Here is a 20617-nt window from a genome sequence, read left to right on the forward strand (position 1 = left end):
CGACCAAACTACTTAGCTACCAACACGACCACCATCATTCTTAGTGATCACGATAGTCGCAGAACGTGGACGCTTGCCCGCGCCGTAACCTGCGTTGCTTGGCCACTGGCTAGTGTATTTAGTTGGGTCTGCGATATTTGCAGCAGAAGTGCTTTCACCCGGATGCTGGATGTTCACGAACAAAGCTTTACCATCTGGTGTTTCGGCGATGCCCGTGATTTCACAAGCCGCTGGGCCAACTAAGAAACGCTTCAATGTATCAGCGGTTGGCTTCTTACCGACGTAAGTTGTTACTGCGAGATTCGAACCGTCTGCTTTAGTGTAATTCAAAGTGACTTTTTCACCATCACCAACTTGACCTGGCAAACCAGCTAGCATCATACAGTTAGACACATCAGTGAACGCGCCATCATCGGTTTGTATCCAGCAGATACCCGTTGCTGGGCTAAACGCCAAGCCATCTGGGCTAGACATATCTTGATCATTCGTCAGACTAGATAAATTGATCTTACCTGCATCTGCACTCGCTTCCGCTGCGAATAGGTACACGTCCCAAGTGAAAGTCAAAGCAGCAGAACCTTCCGCGCCTTCTTTCATACGCAAGATATGACCATTTGGATTACCGGTCTGCGCAGTCGTGCCTTTCATATCTGTGTAAGCACGTGGATTTGCAGCGTCTGGTACCAACTGTGAAGAGCCGGTCGCATTGATATTACGATTGCTGTTATTCGTCAGTGCGTAGTAAATTTCACCGTTCGCTGGATTGACGGAACACCATTCTGGACGGTCCATCTTAGTCGCGCCCACTGCATCGCCGGCTAAACGAGAGTTCACGCAAATATCTGCCTGATCCGCAAATTTATAAGCTGCGTAAGCGGCGATCAATGGATTACTCATCGCCAGTTCTACCCACTTACCACCACCATCCGCATTAAACTGCGCCACATACAATTTACCGCTATCGAGGTATTTGTCACCCATCGCTAAAGCATTACTGGAATTAGCATCTGCCGCTTCCCAGTTCGCTGTTGAGACAAATTTATAGATGTATTCGTTACGAGAATCATCACCCATGTACACAGCCAATGGTTTGCCAGCGACTGGTTTGCCGAAGGCTGCGCTTTCGTGGGCAAAACGACCCAAGGCTGTACGCTTCTTCGCCAATTTGGTTTTATCGTAAGCGTCCATCTCAACGATGTAACCCATACCGTTTAATTCATTGCGATAGTCATCGCTACCATTATTAGAGGTGCCAGTTTGACTGAGATTCCAGCGTGCATACTTATCATCGGTACCACCAGTTTCCCAACCATGACGTGAACCGCCACCTTGAGCACGGCCATAGCGCTTCAATGAAGCAACGCTCTTATCGTTGCCACGTGCAGTATCATCGGTAGCGCTACGCGTGAAATAGCCAGCCCAGTTTTCTTCGCCAGTCACAAAACTATTCCATGGCGTTTTACCAGTACCGCAGTTATTCAAAGTCCCGCGTGTTTTCAAACCAGTTGGCGAATACTTCGTGATTGCCAAGGCATTACCGCGTACTGGACCAGACAACTCCATCTCAGTTAAGCAAGTGAAGCGACGGTTAAATGCAGAATCTTTCACATATTCCCATTTGCCATTCGCTTTACGTACTTCAACAAATGAGACACCGTGAATTGCTGTTTCTTTATCCACTTCAGCCGCTGGACGTGGCAAAGTAGAAGTGCCACCGTTTGCGTGCAAGAAGAAAGATGCATATTTCTCATCTGTGGTTGCTTCATGATTCACGCCGAGCAAACCACGTTCAACCGAAGTCAATGAAGCTTTACCATCAGCAGATAAACCGAACCATTCCATACCATCGTGATGATCACCCGCACGGTTTTCGAAATCGGTATCAGTGCCATCATTTTTATAGGCTGGTGTTGCTGCTGTTAATGGATCACCCAAAGCATAAATTGCTGTCGCTGTATAACCAACAGGCACGATCACGCTGTCTAACAAACTCTTAGCCACTGGCGCAAAACCGAGTAATTTTTCAGTTGGTGTGGTTGGCGTAGTCGGTGTCGTTGGTGTCACTGTGTCGTTAGAACCACCACATGCACTCAAAGCGCTAGAGCCAATAAATGCGCTGGCGATAGAAGCAGCACCGCCACGCAACAAACTACGACGGCTCAAACGTGCATCTAATACGGCACTGAAGTGTTGATTTGGGGTGTCGTTGTATCCGATATCATCTGGATCAATCGCATTCAGTTTTTCATTCGTCTTGCTCATGGCTTCTTCCTGTGGGTATGAGGATGTAAAAAAAAGTGGTACAGAAGCGGGCAATCATAGTGAGCATGTATGACTGCTGCATGACGAGTTCGTGACAATCCGATGACATCCCAGTTATCCAACAAAAAAAGAGCCTGCTTGGAAAACCAAACAGGCTCAAACCGGTACTACTCACATTGACTGAAGCAAGATAGTGGTGCTAACTTGAATCAGTCTTACCAACCACAAGGGTATCTACAGTGCCGCCACCTTCGCTTTCTTGCCACTGATGGCATAAAAGGCTTTCATCACTAAACGGTAGATCAGGCGGACGAATGTCAGTGTCAACAATGCTTCAAACAAAGTCATGCTGACCGCCAACGCCTGATGATAGCGATCAGAACGACGGCGCATTTTTGCCATCATACGATCACGTGCAATCTCAATACTGTCGTAAAAACTTGGTACCACCAACAAAGTCAAAATAGTCGAAGTAATCGTGCCACCAATAATTGCAATCGCTAATGGACGATAGAATTCGCCGCCCTCACCCAAACCAAGCGCAACGGGAATCATGCCGGCGATCAAAGCAAATGTCGTCATCAAGATCGGACGCAAACGAACCCGTCCCGCATGCATCAGCGCATCTTCGCGGTTCATGCCATCTTTTTCTTGCTTACGTGCTGCATCGAGTAAGAGAATCGCATTTTTGGCGACTAGCCCCATCAACATAATGATACCGATAAAACTCATCAGATTAATCGTACTGCCGGTCAGCATCAGCGCAATGACCACACCAATCAATGACAGTGGCAACGACAGCATCACAGCCAATGGTGCAGTGAAAGAACCAAACTGCATCACCAAAATCAAGTACATCAAACCGATACCGGAGACCAAAGCAATCAGCATTTCGGTGAACAATTCATCTTGATCCTGACCTGCGCCAGCCAATGACAAACCATAACCCGGTGGATAGTTAAAGGATTTCGCTAAGGCCATCGCGTCTTTCGTCACTTCGCCACTTGCACGACCTTGCGCATTCGCAGAGACGGTAATGGTACGTTTGCCATTGCTATGTTCAATCGCTGAAGGACCTTTACCCATACTGACCGTCGCAATTTGATCGAGCGGTACCATTTCATTAGTGCCAGCTACGGCAATCGGCAAACGTTCAATATTTTCTTTGCTAACACGATCCGCTGGATGCAAACGCACCGCTACATCACGTGTTTCACCAGTTGGATCAACCCAATCACCCACTTCGATACCCGCGAATGCCACACGTAATGCCTGTGCTGCATCGTTGATAGAAATACCCATCGAATTAGCAAGACCACGATTCATTTCGATCTTTAACTCTTTCTTTGGATCTTGCTGTGACAAACCAACATCCACAGCACCAGGGATCTTACGTAACTCATCCATATACGCACTGGTGATTTCTAATAACTTACGTGAGTCCGGCCCAGTAAATTCAATCTGAATCGGCTTACGTGCACCATTATTCAAATCGTCTAACACCACATACTCGGCACCGACCAATTGTTTGACTTTTTCACGCAACTCCACCGCAACTTCTTTGGCACTGCGCTTACGCGTATTCTTTTTACCGATGTCGACATAAATCCGACCACCAGCAGCATTGATATTGCTATTGGTATCTTTCACTTCTGGAATAGTGCGCGCGATTGCGGCAGCTCTTTCCATTTTCAAGCGTGAATATTCAATCGAAGACGATGCTGGTGTCCGTACTTCTATCATCAAATTACCAGAATCTGCGGTTGGTAAAAAACTGGTGCCACCAAAATTCGCCTGCAATACCAAGGCACCAACAAAACTAGCCAAAGCAATCGCCCCCATCCAACGACGATGATGTAAAGCCCATGCAATCACATTGCCATAACGATCCGCTTGGCTATCAAACCAATCATTAAACTGTGCCAATTTCTTGCTTAGACCTTTCTTAGGCGCCGTATGATGATCTGCAGGATCGCCCCAATACGCTGACAACATAGGATCGAGCGTAAATGAAATCCCCAAACTCACCAATACGGAACAGGTCACAGTCAGAGCAAATGGACGGAACCATTCACCTGAAATACCTGGCATGAACGCAACCGGAATAAATACCGCGATAATCGAGAAGGTCGTTGCCGCAACCGCCAGACCAATTTCAGCAGTACCTTCTAAAGCCGCAGTGCGACGATCTGAACCATTTTGCATATGGCGCACAATGTTTTCTCGCACCACAATCGCATCATCAATCAAGACACCGATCGCCAGTGACAGACCAAGCAAAGTCATGAAATTGAGCGTGAAGCCACATAACCACACCGCAATAAATGCCGCAATCACCGAAGTTGGCAAGCTTAAAGCGGTAATCAAGGTTGAACGCCAAGAATTCAAGAAAGCGTAGACCACGAAAATCGTCAACACGGCACCAAACACCAGTGACTCAATCACGTTATTCAAACTACTTTGCGCATCCTTACCGCCATCGCGCGTTACTTCTAATTTGGTTCCTGGATTATCTTTCGCCAAATCCTTATTAATTTCTTCAACCGCTTTCACGACGCTCTTGGCAACACTCACCGTACTTGCTTCGCGTGAACGCGTCACCAAGATACCCACGTTAGGCTTACCGCTACGAATGCTCAAGCTGTTAATATCAGCAAAACCATCTTCAATCGTGGCAACCTGACCAAGTCGAACAACCTGATCACCACGACGCTTTACCACGATATTTTGAAATTCTGCCGGACTCTCGATCCGACCAACCAAACGGATACTTTCTTCCTCCAAACTACCGCGCACTTTACCGACCGGGGCGTTGGTATTCTGGCTGCGCAATGCTGCAACAACTTCACCAGCAGACACATTAAATTCACGCAGACGTTCTGCACGTAATAAGACCGATAATTCACGACGCAATGCACCACTCACGTTCACCGTCGCTACACCCGGGATCGCCCGTAAGCGAGTTGCCAGCGTATCTTCTGCCATACGAGAAATTTCAGCATGCGTTTGGCTGCTCGATGACAAAGCCAAATTCACAATCGGTTGCGTGGATGGATCAAAACGCTGCACGATGGGCTCGCGCATCTCCGTCGGCAACTTATAGCGCACAGTAGAAATCACGTTACGGACTTCTTCAGCGGCCTCAATCATGTTTTTCTTGAATGAAAAACGCATTTCAAATCCAGCACTGCCTTCGTTCGCGTATGAATACACTTCATCCACACCCGACACGCTTTGCAAAGACTTTTCTAAGCGATTAACAATCTCACGCTCGACCGTATCAGGCGAAGCACCAGGATAAGGAATGCTAACAAATAGGCCAGGAATTTCGACATCGGGATTTTGATTGACGCGCAATTTACTCATCGCCAACAAACCCATCGCCATCATCGCGATGATCAAGACGATCGTCGCAACTGGTCGTTTAATACTGAAATCAGATAAAAACATGATCAGTTCCCCATCGCTACGGTAGTCGCTGCCAACGCTGTTTTAGTCACAGGAGCTGCCGCCATTTCGACTATTTGTCCTTCTTTAAAATTGGAACTTGGATTACGCATAATCACATCACCAGCACTTACACCGCGACGCACTTCATAGTTACCTGTGCGGACATCACGACTGCCTAAAGCCAGCTCAACTTTATTCAAGGTTTTACCCTGAACTTTCCAGGCAAATGATTTATCGCCAGATTTCACAATCGCTGCTTCTGGCAACATTAAAGCTGCAACGCTTTCTGCTTCGATATTTCCTTCTGCATACAAACCAGAGACACGCGGTTGTTTGCTATCAGAAAAAGCTACCAACACTTCAACCTGACGCGTCACATCATTTGCCGCGGGATCTAAACGAGTTACCTTGCCACGGAATTCTTGACCAGCATAACCATTGATACGGAAACTCACATTCTGACCAGTCTTCACCATACCAATTTTGTCGGCAGATACGCGACCAACAAAACGCATGCTATTCGGATCAATCACTTTGACCAATTCTTTACCTGCTAAAGCAGTATCGCCAGGGGAAACTTTACGTTCACTCACCACACCATCAAATGGCGCGCGCACAACGGTGCGTTGTAATTGTTGCTGCGCTTGTGCGGCACGAGCTTTGGCAGCGGATACTTCACTTTGCGCTGCGTTACGACGTACTTCAGCGTCATCCAATGCTTGCATCGACGTCATGCCAGATGCACGCAAGGTTTTCAAACGCTGTAAATTACGGTCTGCCTGATCTAATGCCAAAGTCGCATTACGCGCCGCATCATTGGCTGAATTGAGATTATCGCGAATCGATGTTTCATCTAAACGCACAATCACGTCACCACGTTTGACTGCTTCACCGTTTTCTTTTAAGACTTGTAAAACCACGGTCGAGACCTCAGCACGCAGATCTGCCTTACGCTCTGGCTGAATCGAGCCTGTCACCACCGGACCCGATGCCAAGGCATTGCTTTGGACATTCAAAATATCTTCATTCGCAATAATTAACTTAACCGGTGCATCTTTGTTGTCGCTCTTTGCAGTCGCGCTGGCAGAGGCGCTAGCGGATGCACTGGCGCTGGCATTCTTGGTATCGGATGCCGCATTGCTGCAGGCGGTCAGGACGCTAATTGCAGAGGTGATCGCAACAACGAGTATGGTTTGACGTAACATGATGAGTACCTGCTTATGTAATTGGAGGATTTGCGATGGTGAGTATTCCCGAGCACCCCCTGAGTTTCAAGTGGCAAGGTTGTGAGTTGCGAAAAAGTGGGGATGAAACGCAAAAAAGTCGGACTGAAATGAAATTGCTTAAACGGCTAGCATTTACTGATGCAGACGAATTTCATATTCAATTATCAATTGTCAATTGTCGATTACTTGCGTACGCAATGTTCTCTTCAGCGAATACTGTCGGCTTGCTCGAGCGTCAAAGCAAACTACGCCCATGCTATTATTCTTAAAAAAAACCAGCCTACTATTTTTGCCGCTGACTTGCACATGACTACCGCCACTTCAACATCGAACATGCCACTACAATTTCGCTTAGCCCAAAAAAACGACGCTGAAGCCATCACCGCTCTGGTCAATAGTGCCTACCGAGGCGACAGTAGCCGGGCAGGTTGGACTACCGAAGCCGATTTATTGACTGGCGTTAGAGTGCAAGCGGAAGACGTCAGAGAAATCATCGAAATCGAAGGTTCGATGATTTTGCTGTGCTTGCAGCAAAATGAAATCGTCGGCTCGGTCAACTTATTAAAAACCGAAGACAAAGCTTACTTAGGCATGTTCGCCGTTAATCCGCTCTTACAAGGCGCAGGCATAGGAAAACAATTTATGCAGGCGGCAGAAGCTCTCGTCAAAAGCGAATGGCAAGCAACTGCCATGTGGATGACCGTTATAACCACCAGACACGAATTGATTGCCTATTACGAAAGACGTGGCTATCAAAGAACCGGACGCTTAGTAGCATTTCCGGCCGAAGTACCAGACGAGTGCCGCTTGGTAAAAGACATCATGATGGAAGAATTAGAAAAACCACTATAAGTTTCAACAGCAAACGCGTTGCGACTTTTATTCAAAATTGGTCGACATCTACAGAAGCACCGAACTCAAGCCAGTTTGCCCCTTTATTCCCTGCATCATCTGCTGAGGTGCTCATTTAAGCTAAGACTTTATGAGTACCCGGAGCACAGATGTTCATCCCCATCGGTTCAACACCCACAGGCATAGCCGCGCTGCGGGTGTACCAACAAGTCAAACAACACGGCGAACCCACGCCCAGCAGAACAGAGCTACAAGCCAAACTCGATGCGGAACAAGCTTTGTCGACAAGTGGTGAACGTGTCAGTACAAATCAAGCAGTGAGTAAGCTGACGAGTGAAGAGCAAATTCAACAACAAAGAGAATTAGAACGGGCTTGGGGTTTGATGAGTGCGGTTTTGGGGACGCAGTTGGATGAGTATGCTTAATTGGTTTTTGGTCACCTATCATATAAAGAACAAGTCTAACTCTTGCCCGAAAAAGCTAATTCAACGACAAAGTATCAATACTCCCTTCTCCCGCGAGCGGGAGAAGAGTTGGGGATGAGGGTGTTTGTAAGATGGTGAAGTTTGAAGATTTGCTTTAGTTTCAAATTGATTTCCATTTATTCGAAAAATTACTTTCACGCCGTCTTCACGTTCACAGGTCGGGTGTGGCCCGACAGCCACTCACTTTTCTTGCTTCGCCAAGAAAAGTAAGCAAAAGAAGGCGACCGTAGACTCGCCCTTCGGGTGCTTACGCTACGCTTCAGCATAATTTTTGCATGTCAAAAAATGGGGTGTTGCGAAAACTCGCTTCGCTCAAACATTCGCAACCCTGATCCCATTTTCTGCCAAGCACAAATTACATCGTCTCAAACGGTGGTAGGTCAAAAGCAACGTCAAAAACAACGCCCTACAACTGCTGCCAGAGAAAAGACCGACCTTCGGTAATGGATGTTTTGACGTTGCTTTTGACTTTGTTTTTGACGTTCATCCACTTTTGACACTGCCAATTGTGCGAGGCAGAAATGGGAAAAAGAGAGTCAGATGTTTGAGCGTAGCGAGTTTCTGACTCTCCCCATTTTTGTCTTGCACAATTGGGTACCCGAAGGGCAGTGGCAACGTGGTCGCCTTCTTTTGCTTACTTTTCTTGGCGAAGCAAGAAAAGTGAGTGGCTGTCGGGCCACACCCGACCTGTGAACGTAAAGTTTATGTGAAAGCCAATGCCAAAAGCAAAAATTCAGCGACTCGTTCGCGAGAGGTCGAACAAGCGATATACGTGATTTATACGGTGAGCGGTGGGTTACGCTGACGCTAACCCACCCTACGAAAATATTACGACTTACAGGCTTTTAGCCAATTTTATGAAATATTTGGAATCAAGTGATCCAATTCTTTTAGGACGTTTATTACTTTTTTCCCATTCGAGTCATGAATTTGATCTAAGAATTTTAAAACATCTCTTTTGGGAAAATCATTAAAGGCTTCAAATTGAGGACTATTAGATGCGTCATCAAATGTAATTTTAACGAGCCGTTGATGTTTTGCTGTATTAGTTAATTCCTTTAAATAATCGAAATTATGATCTCCACAAATCTTATCCAATTCATTTTTCAAGAGCTTGGTGCTATCGGTGCCTTTCAGCATCTTCTTAGTAAAGTCGAAATTTCGAAATTCACTCTTGCCTGGTTTGTAATCTAACGCCAAACAAATTACATAGCAAAGCATATCAACCACCGCATGCTTACTTTGAATAAATCCGTAAATATTCGCGCCAATATCACTACAAATATTTCGATGACTATAAAAATCTATAACCTCCTCTGGCTTTCTGGCTACGAGACGTATTTGTCGATTCATTTGAATTGTCTGATGAATCTCATCCTTACTCATTAATAAGTCACTAATTTGACTAAAATGGTAATGCAAAAAGAGGTTCCGTTGATTAATCGATCGAATACTTTCGCCAATTTCCGCGGCAATTTGTGATCCCCGAAGTCTTTCAACATTGGATCTCAGTTTTTCGTCGGACCAAGTAATTGAATTTACGGTTTTCATATATCGGAGTAAGTCAGAATTATCTAAGTGAAAATCACAAATTCGGCGCCAACCACCGCTCAACTTCATTCTTATCAACCCCACGCCGAACCGCCATATCCTCAACCTGATCCCCAGCAATCTTCCCAACACTAAAATATTTAGACTCAGGATGCGCAAAATAGAAACCCGACACCGCAGCACCCGGGATCATTGCCCATGATTCCGTAATGAACATCTCAATCTCTTCACACTGCATCTGCTTAAACATCGCGGTCTTTACCGTATGCTCAGGACAAGCAGGATAACCAGGCGCAGGACGAATACCTGAATAACTCTCTTGAATCAGATCTGCATTGCTCAATGCTTCATCCGCTGCATAGCCCCATAAATCTTTACGCACGCGTTCATGCAGATATTCTGCGAAGGCTTCCGCCAAACGATCAGCCAGCGATTTCAACATAATGCTGCTGTAATCATCATGCGCCTCTTCGAAGCGTTTTTCGTGCTTCTCTATGCCTAGGCCTGCGGTGACGGCGAACATGCCTATGTAATCTTGTATGCCGCTGTCTTTCGGGGCGATGAAATCACTTAGGCATTGATTCGGACGCTGGACACCGTCGATGATGGCTTTCTCAAGTTGCTGGCGCGTGCCGTAATAGGTGAACGCGACTTCGCTACGCGATTCGTCGGTGTAGATTTCTATGTCATCGTCATTCACCGTATTGGCGGGCAATAAAGAGATCACGCCGTTGGCTGTGAGCCAGCGACCTTCTATGATTTTCTTCAACATCGCCTGGCCCTCAGCAAACACTTTACTTGCTGCTTCACCGACTACTTCGTCTTTTAAAATTGCTGGAAATGGACCGGCCAAATCCCAGGTTTGGAAGAACGGTCCCCAATCGATGTAATTAGCAATCGTTGCTAAATCGACGTTTTTGAATACGCGGCGACCTATGAATTTCGGACGCACTGGCGCTTTGTCGCCAGTGAAGTCGACCTTCATTTTGTTCGCGCGTGCTTGGGCCAGCGTCACCATAGGCAAGGCTTTTTTGTTCGCGTGTTGGGTGCGTACACGTTCGTAGTCACTACAGAGTTCGGCGATGTATTGATCGCGACTTTCTGGTGTCAGCAGAGATTGTGCGACGGAGACTGAACGTGAAGCATCCGCGACGTAGACCACTGGGCCTTCGTAATTCGGCGCAATTTTAACCGCGGTATGTGCACGGCTCGTGGTCGCACCACCGATCAAAAGTGGAATCTTCAACATACGGAAATGCGGATCACGTTGCATTTCTTTAGCGACGTAGGCCATCTCTTCTAATGAAGGTGTGATCAGACCGGACAAACCGATAATGTCGGCATTTTCTGCCTTGGCTTTGGCTAAAATTTCTGAACATGGCACCATCACGCCCATGTTGACGACTTCAAAATTATTACATTGCAAAACGACCGTGACGATGTTTTTGCCAATGTCATGCACGTCGCCTTTGACAGTGGCGATGACAATTTTGCCTTTCGGTTTATTGTCGCCGCTGCGTTTCTTTTCTTCTTCAATGAAGGGTACTAAATGCGCGACCGCTTGTTTCATCACGCGAGCGGATTTCACTACTTGCGGCAAGAACATTTTGCCTTGACCAAACAAATCACCGACGATATTCATGCCCGCCATCAATGGACCTTCGATCACTTGTATAGGACGACCGCCTGCGTTCAACACATTCACGCGCGCTTCTTCGGTATCTTCAACGATCCAGTTAGTAATGCCATGCACCATTGCATGTGCCAGACGTTTTTCTACCGGTTCATTACGCCATTCCAGCGTTGCTTCTTCTTTTTTGCCACCAGCTTTTAAAGTCGCCGCGAATTCAATCATGCGCTCGGTGGCGTCTTCTCTGCGGTTGAGAACAACGTCTTCGACGCGTTCGCGTAATTCAGCATCCAATTCGCTGTACACGCCAACCATACCGGCATTAACGATACCCATGGTCATGCCCGCTTGAATCGCGTGATACAAAAACACCGTGTGGATCGCTTCACGTGCCGGATCATTGCCACGGAAAGAGAAGCTCACATTAGAGACGCCACCGCTGATTTTGGCACCTGGCAGATTTTGATGTATCCAGCGCGTCGCTTCTATGAAATCGACTGCGTAGTTATTGTGTTCTTCGATACCTGTTGCGACCGCGAAAATATTCGGATCAAAAATAATATCGTAAGGGTCAAAATCACAAGCGCTGATCAATAAATCGTAAGCGCGTTTGCAGATTTCTATTTTGCGTTCGTAAGTATCAGCCTGACCTTTTTCATCAAACGCCATGACGATCACCGCAGCACCATAACGCTTACAGAGTTTGGCGTGATGCAGAAATTGTTCTTCGCCTTCTTTCATCGAAATCGAATTGACAATGGCTTTGCCCTGTACGCATTTCAAGCCAGCTTCGATCACATCCCATTTGGAAGAATCGATCATGATAGGCACGCGGGCGATATCTGGTTCTGAGGCGATCAGATTTAAGAAGCGCGTCATCGCAGCTTGCGAATCGAGCATCGCTTCATCCATATTGATGTCGATGACTTGCGCGCCGTTTTCTACCTGTTGACGCGCGACGGCCAAAGCTTCGTCGTATTGCTCATTCAAAATCAAACGGGCAAACGCTTTGGAGCCTGTGACGTTGGTACGTTCGCCGACATTCACGAAGAGCGACTGCGCATCAATCGTAAATGGTTCTAAACCCGACAAGCGCATCGCCGGTTCTATCGTCGGAACAGCGCGTGGTGTTTGGGTTGTGAGAATGTCGGCAATTGCTTTGATATGTGCGGGCGTAGTGCCGCAACAACCGCCGGCGATATTGATAAAACCCGCTTCGGCGAATTCTTTTAGCAATGCGGACGTATCAGCTGGCAATTCATCAAAGCCAGTGTCGCTCATAGGATTAGGCAAACCTGCGTTTGGATAAATACAGACAAAAGTATCAGCAATCTTGGAAAGTTCTTCCGCATACGGGCGCATCAAAGCAGCACCAAGTGCGCAATTCAAACCAACGGTGAGTGGCTTAGCGTGGCGTACGGAATTCCAAAATGCAGGTACGGTTTGACCAGACAAAATACGGCCAGAGGCATCGGTCACTGTACCGGAAATCATAATCGGTAAAGTGCTGCCAGTTTCTTCAAAATATTGATCAATCGCGAACAAAGCGGCCTTGCAATTGAGCGTATCGAAAATGGTTTCGACTAGTAAAACATCAGCGCCGCCTTCGACCAGGCCTCGAGTTTGTTCCAAATACGCGGCGACTAATTGATCGAAGGTGACGTTACGTGCCGCTGGATCATTCACATCAGGTGAAATCGAAGCGGTTTTAGGCGTAGGTCCAAGTGCGCCAGCGACAAAACGTGGTTTGTCGGGTGTGGAATATTTATCACAAGCTGCGCGCGCAATTTTTGCAGAAGCGACGTTCATCTCGTACGCCAGATGCGCCATGTGGTAATCGTCTTGCGCGACCGTGGTTGCGCCGAAGGTATTAGTCTCGATCAGATCTGCGCCTGCCGCCAAGTATTGCTCGTGGATTTCTTGAATCACATGCGGCTGCGTCAGTGACAGCAATTCGTTATTGCCTTTGACGAAGAGTTCGCGCACACCAGCCGGGCCGGTGAAATCCTTAAAGCGCTCGCCGCGATAATCAGCTTCGTTCAATTTATAGCGTTGTATCATCGTTCCCATCGCGCCATCCAGAATCAAGATGCGTTGTTGGAGTAGCTCGCGCAGACGGGCTTCGGTGGCGGAAGATTTCAGAACGGTGGACATAGTATGTAGATTGACGTATCGCTAAAAACAAAAACCCGATCAGGCTGACAAAAGCGGATCGGGTAATGAGTGTGCGATTTGGTAAGAAATTACTACCTTTAGCTGCACTTATTACGCGCCCGCAATCTGAGTCTCAAATCGGCGCAGGAAAACAAGCTGAAATTATACTTTATTTCGAATGAACTTCCTAAACTGACTCTGCTTACATAAATGCTATGACGCGGCTGTGTTAACGCGCTTTTACTATGGAAAAACACTATTCCCAGCATTATTTTTTGCCAACAGCATGGCGGCCCTTATTAGTAAATAGAAAAAAGATATAAGAATGATGTCGAAATATACCCAAAAAAAATAGGCGTATGCTGAAATAGCCATACGCCTTAAGGAGGGAACTGGTTTGAACTAGCCTATATCGGATCTGTTTTTCAAGCTGACTAGTTCTAAAAAATGCTTACTAATAACTTACTAATTACTGATCAACTCAGCGACTTAGCTCGCCTTTTTACGTGTCGCAATCAGGCTCGCTATGATAGAGCTAGCCAAGATAGTACCGATGACCGTTAAAGAAATCGCAGTCGGTACATGCACCCACTTAACGATCAACATCTTCACGCCAACGAACATCAGCACCAATGCAAGGCCGAATTTCAATAAGTGGAAACGATCAGCCATATCAGCCAGCAAGAAGTACAAAGCACGCAAACCCATGATCGCGAAGATATTCGATGTGAACACAATGAATGGATCAGTCGTTACCGCAAAAATCGCTGGGATAGAATCAACCGCAAACACCACGTCAGAAATTTCAATCAAAATCAGTACTAACAATAATGGTGTGAAAACACGCTTGCCATTTTGAATAATGCTGAATTTTTCGCCGTGATAATCCTTGGTAAACGGCAGCATCTTTTTAGCAAATTTCAATACTGGATTGGCTTCCATATCCGGCTCTTTTTCAGCTGCGACCATCATGCGCAAACCTGTGATTACCAAGAAAATACCGAAGATGTACAAGACCCAAGCGAATTGCGAAACCACCCAGCTACCAGCCAAAATCATAATCACGCGCATCACAATCGCGCCCAGCACGCCGTATAACAAGACTTTGCGTTGATATTGCTCAGGTACAGCGAAATGTCCGAAAATCATTAAGAACACGAACACGTTATCGACCGACAAAGATTTCTCAATCACATAACCAGTCAAAAATTCCATGGACTTCGCCATCGCGATTGTCTCGCCAACGATATCCTTGAGATAAACATACATCCCCAAGTTAAACAGTAAGGCCAAGGATACCCATACCAACGACCAAATCGCTGCTTCTTTCACGCTGACTTTATGCGACTTAGAACCACCAAGCGCAAAAATATCCAAAGCCAACATACTAAGAACGAAGGCAATAAATGCCGCCCACATCCAGGGCTGAGCAACTGTTTCTAACATAAAATTCTTTCAATCAAGGGAAGGTGGTGGGATAAATCGCATCCCACCGATAAAGCTATTTCAGCAGAGGTCAATCAGAAAGCGATGACTTATTCTTTTTCCATAAATCCTAAGATTTGCAACAAGCTAGTGAACAAGTTGAAAATCGTGATGTACAAACTGACCGTTGCCATGATGTAGTTGGTTTCGCCACCGCGAATGATGTTGCTGGTTTCAAACAAAATCATCCCGGACATTAACAACACAAATGCCGCAGACACTGCAATTGACAAAGCTGGCACTTCAAAGAACATCGCGCCCAAACCTGCAACAAATGCGACCAAAACACCAACCGCTAAGAAGCCACCCATAAAGCTGAAATCACGCTTACTGATCAACACATAAGCCGACAAGCCCATAAAAATTACGGCTGTCAAACCCATCGCACTCATCACGATGCCACTACCACCTGGCATGCCTAAGTAACGGCTAATGATAGGGCCTAAAGTCAACCCCATGAAACCAGTTAAGGCAAAGACAGACGCAATACCCCATGCACTGTTACGTAATTTCGCGGTCAAAAACAATAAACCAAAATAACCAATTAAGGTAACGATAATGCCCATGCTTGGCAATGCGAAAGCGATGCTAAGGCCAGCAGTAATGGCGGAAAACAATAAAGTCATAGACAGCAACATATAAGTGTTGCGCAGTACTTTATGTCCGCTGATCGCGCTGCTATCTACATAATCGACTGTTTGCGCATCGCGCAAGGTGCTACGGTCTAAGATACTCATGGTTCTCTCCTAAAATCTGTTTTAACTCTTCTCCCAATTTGGGTGACGCAAGTGTAGGTCAACGCATTCATAAAGAAAAGTCGAATATAATTGCAATATAAATCGAAAAAATCGATGCTTTCCAAATCCATTCCCAGGAGCTTGAAAATGGCGCAATTAAATTACAAGCATTTATACTATTTTTGGATGGTAGCCAAAACGGGCAGCATCGCACGTGCCAGCGAACAATTACATATCACACCGCAAACCATCAGCGGACAGCTAAGCCTGTTTGAAGATCTGCAAGGTGAGGCGCTCTTTGAGAAAGCCGGGCGCAATTTAGAACTCACCGAGGCGGGACGACTCGTCTTAGCCTATGCCGAAGAAATATTCTTATTAGGGCAAGAGTTGGAGCAGGTACTCAGACATCATCCGACAGAACGCACGGTACAGTTGCGTGTAGGTGTTTCTGATGCGGTCGCGAAGGCGGTTGCCTATAAATTGTTGGAGCCAGCACTCAGTTTGCCACAGACATTAAGGATCAATTGTCGCGAAGGCAAGCTTGACGATTTATTAGCCGAACTGGCAAGACATAAACTCGATATTGTGATCACAGACACACCGATGCCACCGAGTGCAAATGTACGTGGTTTTAATCATCCGCTCGGTGAATGCGGTCTGAGTTTTTTTGCCACGCGCGGCTTGCGCGAACAATACCCACAGCCATTTCCGGCATGTTTGGACGGCGCGCCTATTTTATTACCAGGTGAAGATTCCGCATTACGTTCCCGCCTGATGCATTGGTTCGAGACACAAGGGGTACGCCCACGGATTGCTGGCGAATTTGATGACAGCGCATTGATGAGTGCATTCGGCGAAGCGGGTGTCGGCTTCTTTGCAAAACCGAGTGCCATCGCTGATATGGTCATGCGCCAATACGATTTGGAATTAGTGGGTGCCACCAACGATATTACCGAACAGTTCTACGCTATTTCAGTACAACGCAAGATTACTCACCCCGCTGTCTTGGCGATTAGTCAAGCAAAACCGCTGACTTCGTTTGAACAAGATCTCTCAGCTTCACCACCAACACCAACAGCGGAAAAAAAGTCACGCGTCAAAAAAAGTATAAAAAAATAGCAATCAGTTTGCCACTGACCGCTATTTCTTCTGCAATAGAAATTTGATTACTTCGGATACTTAATCGTCATCTCCTTCAAGACATTATCCGCACGATCAACTTCTTTCATCACCCACAGCATGTAACGAATATCAACGTGAATCGCTTTGGTGATCGCTGGATCGAAGTACCAATCTTTGGTGATCGATTCATAGGTCGAATCAAAATTTAAACCAATTAATTCACCGCGCTTATTCATCACAGCGGAACCAGAATTGCCGCCTGTGGTGTCTGCGCTGGATAAGAAATCGACCGGTACGGTGCCGAGGATTTTATCTTTGAAAACACCATAACGTTTCTCTTTGATCGCTTGCAGCAATGGCGCTGGAGCGATGAAAGGGTCTTTACCAGTGTGTTTCTCGACGATACCTTCAACCGTAGTAAAAGGCCCTTTGGTCAAACCATCACGTGGCGAATAAGAACCAACATTACCAAAAGTCACACGCAAGGTGGAATTGGCATCTGGGTAAACTGGTTTGCCTTGTGACTTTTTCCAGTCAATCACTGCCTGCATGTATTGTGGAATGATGAAATCGAGATTGCCATCGACTTCTTTGCGGCGATTTTCTAAAGACATACCGACATCATGCAACTTCACTGCAAGCTGCACGAAGGCGTCATCGGATTGCGCAAACGAAGCGCGATCTTTATCCATCCACGCCAATCGCTTCGCAGTTTCTGTCAATTGCGTTTTGTCGTACAAATTTGCTGCTGTTTCGACCGATGGTAATAAGGCATTCAAACCTGCTGGATGTGCCGCCAACTTCGAATAGCGCGCCAATCCCGCCGTCAAACGTGCGCGATCCACCCTGGCGACGAAAGACTGCTCCAAACGTGTGAGGCGGCCTTTGATAAAAGCCAAATCACGTTCTTGATAGCCACCTTCGCGTTGCGCGTTTGGCTTTTCTTTTTCAATCGCTAAACGATACAGGGCACGCGCGCTAGACAACAAATCACTATTGGTCGCAACTGAATAAGCCAACTCTTCTTGCGACAAAGCCATGTCTTCGGCAATCACTGCATCGAGTTTTGCCAATAAGGCTTTCGCCTCTGCTGGATTTTTGCTTGCACTAATTAACCAATGACGGAATTGTGCATCCTGACTATCTTTAATCGCGGCGATGTCTTTACGTGCAAAGCCATCAATCAAGCCTTGTGTTTTTTTCAGGCGATTATTGATGCCTTTCACCACACTGGCGTAACGTACTTCATCATCGGCATTGCCTTTGGTCGCCGCTTCGATGGTAGCGATATCTGCCAACATTTCAGCGGCGCGTAATGGGTAATCGGTATCGCGTGCGAAGCGGATTTCAGACGGTAATTTGTAACGACTTGTGCGGCCTGGATAGCCAGCCAACAAAATCGGATCACCATTTTTCAAACCTTCGGCTGACACTACCAAGAAGTCTTTTGATTTATACGGTACATTCTCTGGCGAAGGATCTGCCGGGCGACCATCTTTACCGACATAAGCACGCAGGAATGCAAAGTCACCGGTGTGACGCGGCCATTCGAAGTTATCGATATCACCGCCATAATTACCAATCATATCTGCTGGCGCGTACACCAAACGTACGTCGCGTATCATCATTTGGCGAATGCGATAGTATTCTAAGCCGCGATGAAAACTCGGTACCGAACAACGGTAGGCTTTGTCTTGTTCACAATCGGCGACGATCTTTTTAATTTTGCTTTGGATCATTTCGCGACGCTCACGGCCTGACATTTTATCGCTCAAACCTGCGGTCACTTCTTTCGTGACATTTTCTACTTTATCTGTGATGTACACACGTGCGCTTGGGCCTGCAGCTAATTCCTCAGCGCGCGTCTTGGCTAAGAAGCCATCCGCAATATAGTTTTTCTTAGCACTAGAGTTACGTTGAATCGCATCATAGGCACAGTGATGATTGGTGACGATCAGGCCTTCTGGCGAAACAAAAGAGGCTGAGCAACCGCCAGTGGAAACAATCGCACTCATCGGATGTTTAGACAGATCTGCCAACTTTTCGGCAGGAATAGTAATGCCAACTTTTTTGAGCTCCGCTTTTAGCTGCGTCAATTGATAGGGTTGCCACTGACCTTCGTCGGCAAGCGCATATTGGCTGATGGCGAGTATCGCCGCTGGTATCACGAGTCTTTTGAACAATTTGATCTCCTTCATTAAGCTAAGTGCGCGAGTATATCGCTGTTCAAAGATCAGACCAAACCAACTGCACATGATTTGATTTGCTTCATATCTAAGATCATCAATCTGGCATACGATGAACTGACGCAAAACCGTCCCAGCACCTATGTTGCCGCCTCGCTGGAACAATTTTGCATACGTCCTATACTATTTATTATTTTCTTTTTTAAAACACTTTTAGATGTGCACCAGAGTTGTGCAAATTTTGCGGTAAAAAGCGTGACAAGCAAGTCTTAAAACAGAATCACAATCTACTTACTTTAAGAGAAATAGATGGGATTTTTAAAGCAATTATTGACACTTATATCAATAAAGTATCGTTTTCAGATTGATGAGTGGTCGTTGTTTTCCATCATCTGGTATTGATGTCATCAAATCTTCTGGTGAGATGTGCTACATTGGGTCTTGCCTTAAAGGAACAGACAGGAACAGACTTTCAATAGCGCAGCAATGAGCGACGAGCAATGTGCCGGATGTTCACGCTATTGATTGACGGGCACAACACAATTGAAGTTCTTCGACTAGTTCAATGCAGACGATTCATTTCCCTCAAACTTTAACCAAACAGCTAGTCGCTGTATTGATGCTATGTCTATTCGCGTGCTACTGGTCACCACACAGTCAAGCGAAAGAAGTAACGCTGGTCATTCATCCAGCCGATGAAGAAAAAGGGGATCCACGTTTTAACGATGTCAAAGAAATTTTGCGTATGGCTTTAGAAAAGACCGTCGCCGAATTTGGCCCCTACGAATTACGCGCGTCTAAGCAGCACACCAATGGCTTGCGCTATTTAAATAATCTGGCAAATGACCATGACTTAAACGTCGTCTGGAGTTCGACTACCGAAGAAAAAGAACAGAATTATTTAGCGATTCGTATTCCTCTACGTAAAGGGCTTCTGGGTTATCGCATCTTATTGGTCCACAAAGAGAAGCAAGCCTTGCTCAAAAATGTACGCACATTAGCTGATTTGAAAAAGTTCTCGGTAGGACAAGGAGTCGGTTGGGACGACGTGAAATTATACGAAGCGAATGGGATTTCAGTGGTGGAAGCAAAGTATAGCAATCTATTCCGTATGCTCCATTATCAACGCTTCGATTTATTCCCCCGCGGTATCAACGAAATATTCACTGAATTTGAGAAAGAATCGGCACAGAATCCCGACATGGTGATTGATGAAAACATCCTGATTCACTACCCGTGGCCGTATTACTTTTTTGTCTCCAAGAACAATCAGGCTTTGCACAAGCGTCTTGAATCAGGGTTAAAAAAGATGCTGAAAGACGGTTCATTTGATGCGATTTTTTGGAAATACAACGGCAAGGCAATTGAGGCTGTGAATTTTAAGAATCGCCGCATCATTGAAATACAAAATTATTTACTACCGAAAGCAACACCACTTCATCATTCATCGCTGTGGTTCCGTCCCAAAATGAAATGA

12 protein-coding genes are annotated in these 20617 nt (G+C 46.2%); 4 read left to right on the top strand and 8 right to left on the bottom strand.

Annotated features, from left to right (window positions below; genetic code table 11):
- Nucleotides 1-12 precede the first annotated feature (12 nt).
- From H8K33_RS16820 to H8K33_RS16830, 3 genes are all read right to left on the bottom strand, one after another.
- The gene (locus tag H8K33_RS16820) at nucleotides 13-2262 is read right to left on the bottom strand and encodes a PhoX family protein (protein ID WP_186892223.1); all 2250 of its coding nucleotides are present in this window, start codon (nucleotides 2260-2262) and stop codon (nucleotides 13-15) included.
- A gap of 234 nt (nucleotides 2263-2496) precedes the next feature.
- Nucleotides 2497-5712: an efflux RND transporter permease subunit gene (locus H8K33_RS16825; RefSeq protein ID WP_186892224.1), complete on the bottom strand. Its 3216-nt coding sequence runs from the start codon at nucleotides 5710-5712 to the stop codon at nucleotides 2497-2499.
- 2 nt (nucleotides 5713-5714) lie between these two features.
- Entirely contained in the window at nucleotides 5715-6917 is a 1203-nt protein-coding gene (locus H8K33_RS16830) for an efflux RND transporter periplasmic adaptor subunit (RefSeq protein ID WP_186892225.1), read from the bottom strand.
- A gap of 327 nt (nucleotides 6918-7244) precedes the next feature.
- Between H8K33_RS16830 and H8K33_RS16835 the strand changes: the two genes are divergently transcribed.
- Together H8K33_RS16835 and H8K33_RS16840 are read left to right on the top strand one after the other, a co-directional pair.
- On the top strand, nucleotides 7245-7790 hold the full coding sequence (locus tag H8K33_RS16835; protein ID WP_222613472.1) for a GNAT family N-acetyltransferase: 546 nt from the start codon (nucleotides 7245-7247) through the stop codon (nucleotides 7788-7790).
- 149 nt (nucleotides 7791-7939) lie between these two features.
- Nucleotides 7940-8215 carry a hypothetical protein gene (locus H8K33_RS16840; RefSeq protein ID WP_186892227.1) on the top strand — a complete coding sequence of 92 codons (276 nt, stop codon included), beginning with the start codon at nucleotides 7940-7942 and terminating at the stop codon, nucleotides 8213-8215.
- Between the two features lie 915 nt (nucleotides 8216-9130).
- On the opposite strand, the gene H8K33_RS16845 is transcribed toward H8K33_RS16840, so the two are convergent.
- From H8K33_RS16845 to H8K33_RS16860, 4 genes are all read right to left on the bottom strand, one after another.
- The gene (locus tag H8K33_RS16845; RefSeq protein WP_186892228.1) at nucleotides 9131-9826 is read right to left on the bottom strand and encodes a hypothetical protein; all 696 of its coding nucleotides are present in this window, start codon (nucleotides 9824-9826) and stop codon (nucleotides 9131-9133) included.
- Nucleotides 9827-9860: 34 nt separating this feature from the next.
- Nucleotides 9861-13610 carry a methionine synthase gene (metH, locus tag H8K33_RS16850; RefSeq protein WP_186892229.1) on the bottom strand — a complete coding sequence of 1250 codons (3750 nt, stop codon included), beginning with the start codon at nucleotides 13608-13610 and terminating at the stop codon, nucleotides 9861-9863.
- Nucleotides 13611-14099: 489 nt separating this feature from the next.
- Nucleotides 14100-15056 carry a TerC family protein gene (locus tag H8K33_RS16855; protein WP_186892230.1) on the bottom strand — a complete coding sequence of 319 codons (957 nt, stop codon included), beginning with the start codon at nucleotides 15054-15056 and terminating at the stop codon, nucleotides 14100-14102.
- 89 nt (nucleotides 15057-15145) lie between these two features.
- Nucleotides 15146-15832, bottom strand: a complete 687-nt coding sequence (locus tag H8K33_RS16860) for a Bax inhibitor-1/YccA family protein (protein ID WP_186892231.1) — start codon at nucleotides 15830-15832, stop codon at nucleotides 15146-15148.
- A gap of 147 nt (nucleotides 15833-15979) precedes the next feature.
- On the opposite strand from H8K33_RS16860, the gene nhaR reads away from it, so the two are divergent.
- Nucleotides 15980-16951, top strand: a complete 972-nt coding sequence (gene nhaR, locus H8K33_RS16865) for a transcriptional activator NhaR (protein ID WP_186892232.1) — start codon at nucleotides 15980-15982, stop codon at nucleotides 16949-16951.
- Between the two features lie 47 nt (nucleotides 16952-16998).
- Here nhaR and H8K33_RS16870 read toward each other — a convergent pair whose 3' ends face one another.
- Complete coding sequence (locus H8K33_RS16870; protein WP_390318909.1) at nucleotides 16999-19137, bottom strand: S46 family peptidase; 2139 nt, start codon at nucleotides 19135-19137, stop codon at nucleotides 16999-17001.
- Between the two features lie 568 nt (nucleotides 19138-19705).
- Between H8K33_RS16870 and H8K33_RS16875 the strand changes: the two genes are divergently transcribed.
- Complete coding sequence (locus H8K33_RS16875) at nucleotides 19706-20617, top strand: type 2 periplasmic-binding domain-containing protein (RefSeq protein WP_246443693.1); 912 nt, start codon at nucleotides 19706-19708, stop codon at nucleotides 20615-20617.

Source organism: Affinundibacterium amnicola (assembly GCF_014284275.1).
In the GTDB taxonomy this organism is placed as follows: Bacteria; Pseudomonadota; Gammaproteobacteria; order Burkholderiales; family Burkholderiaceae_D; genus Undibacterium; species Undibacterium amnicola.

Coding starts and splice junctions, on each gene's coding strand:
- H8K33_RS16820 (WP_186892223.1), bottom strand. CDS start 2,262: ATGAGCAAGACGAATGAAAAACTGAATGCGATTGATCCAGATGATATC.
- H8K33_RS16825 (WP_186892224.1), bottom strand. CDS start 5,712: ATGTTTTTATCTGATTTCAGTATTAAACGACCAGTTGCGACGATCGTC.
- H8K33_RS16830 (WP_186892225.1), bottom strand. CDS start 6,917: ATGTTACGTCAAACCATACTCGTTGTTGCGATCACCTCTGCAATTAGC.
- H8K33_RS16835 (WP_222613472.1), top strand. CDS start 7,245: ATGACTACCGCCACTTCAACATCGAACATGCCACTACAATTTCGCTTA.
- H8K33_RS16840 (WP_186892227.1), top strand. CDS start 7,940: ATGTTCATCCCCATCGGTTCAACACCCACAGGCATAGCCGCGCTGCGG.
- H8K33_RS16845 (WP_186892228.1), bottom strand. CDS start 9,826: ATGAAAACCGTAAATTCAATTACTTGGTCCGACGAAAAACTGAGATCC.
- metH (WP_186892229.1), bottom strand. CDS start 13,610: ATGTCCACCGTTCTGAAATCTTCCGCCACCGAAGCCCGTCTGCGCGAG.
- H8K33_RS16855 (WP_186892230.1), bottom strand. CDS start 15,056: ATGTTAGAAACAGTTGCTCAGCCCTGGATGTGGGCGGCATTTATTGCC.
- H8K33_RS16860 (WP_186892231.1), bottom strand. CDS start 15,832: ATGAGTATCTTAGACCGTAGCACCTTGCGCGATGCGCAAACAGTCGAT.
- nhaR (WP_186892232.1), top strand. CDS start 15,980: ATGGCGCAATTAAATTACAAGCATTTATACTATTTTTGGATGGTAGCC.
- H8K33_RS16875 (WP_246443693.1), top strand. CDS start 19,706: ATGCAGACGATTCATTTCCCTCAAACTTTAACCAAACAGCTAGTCGCT.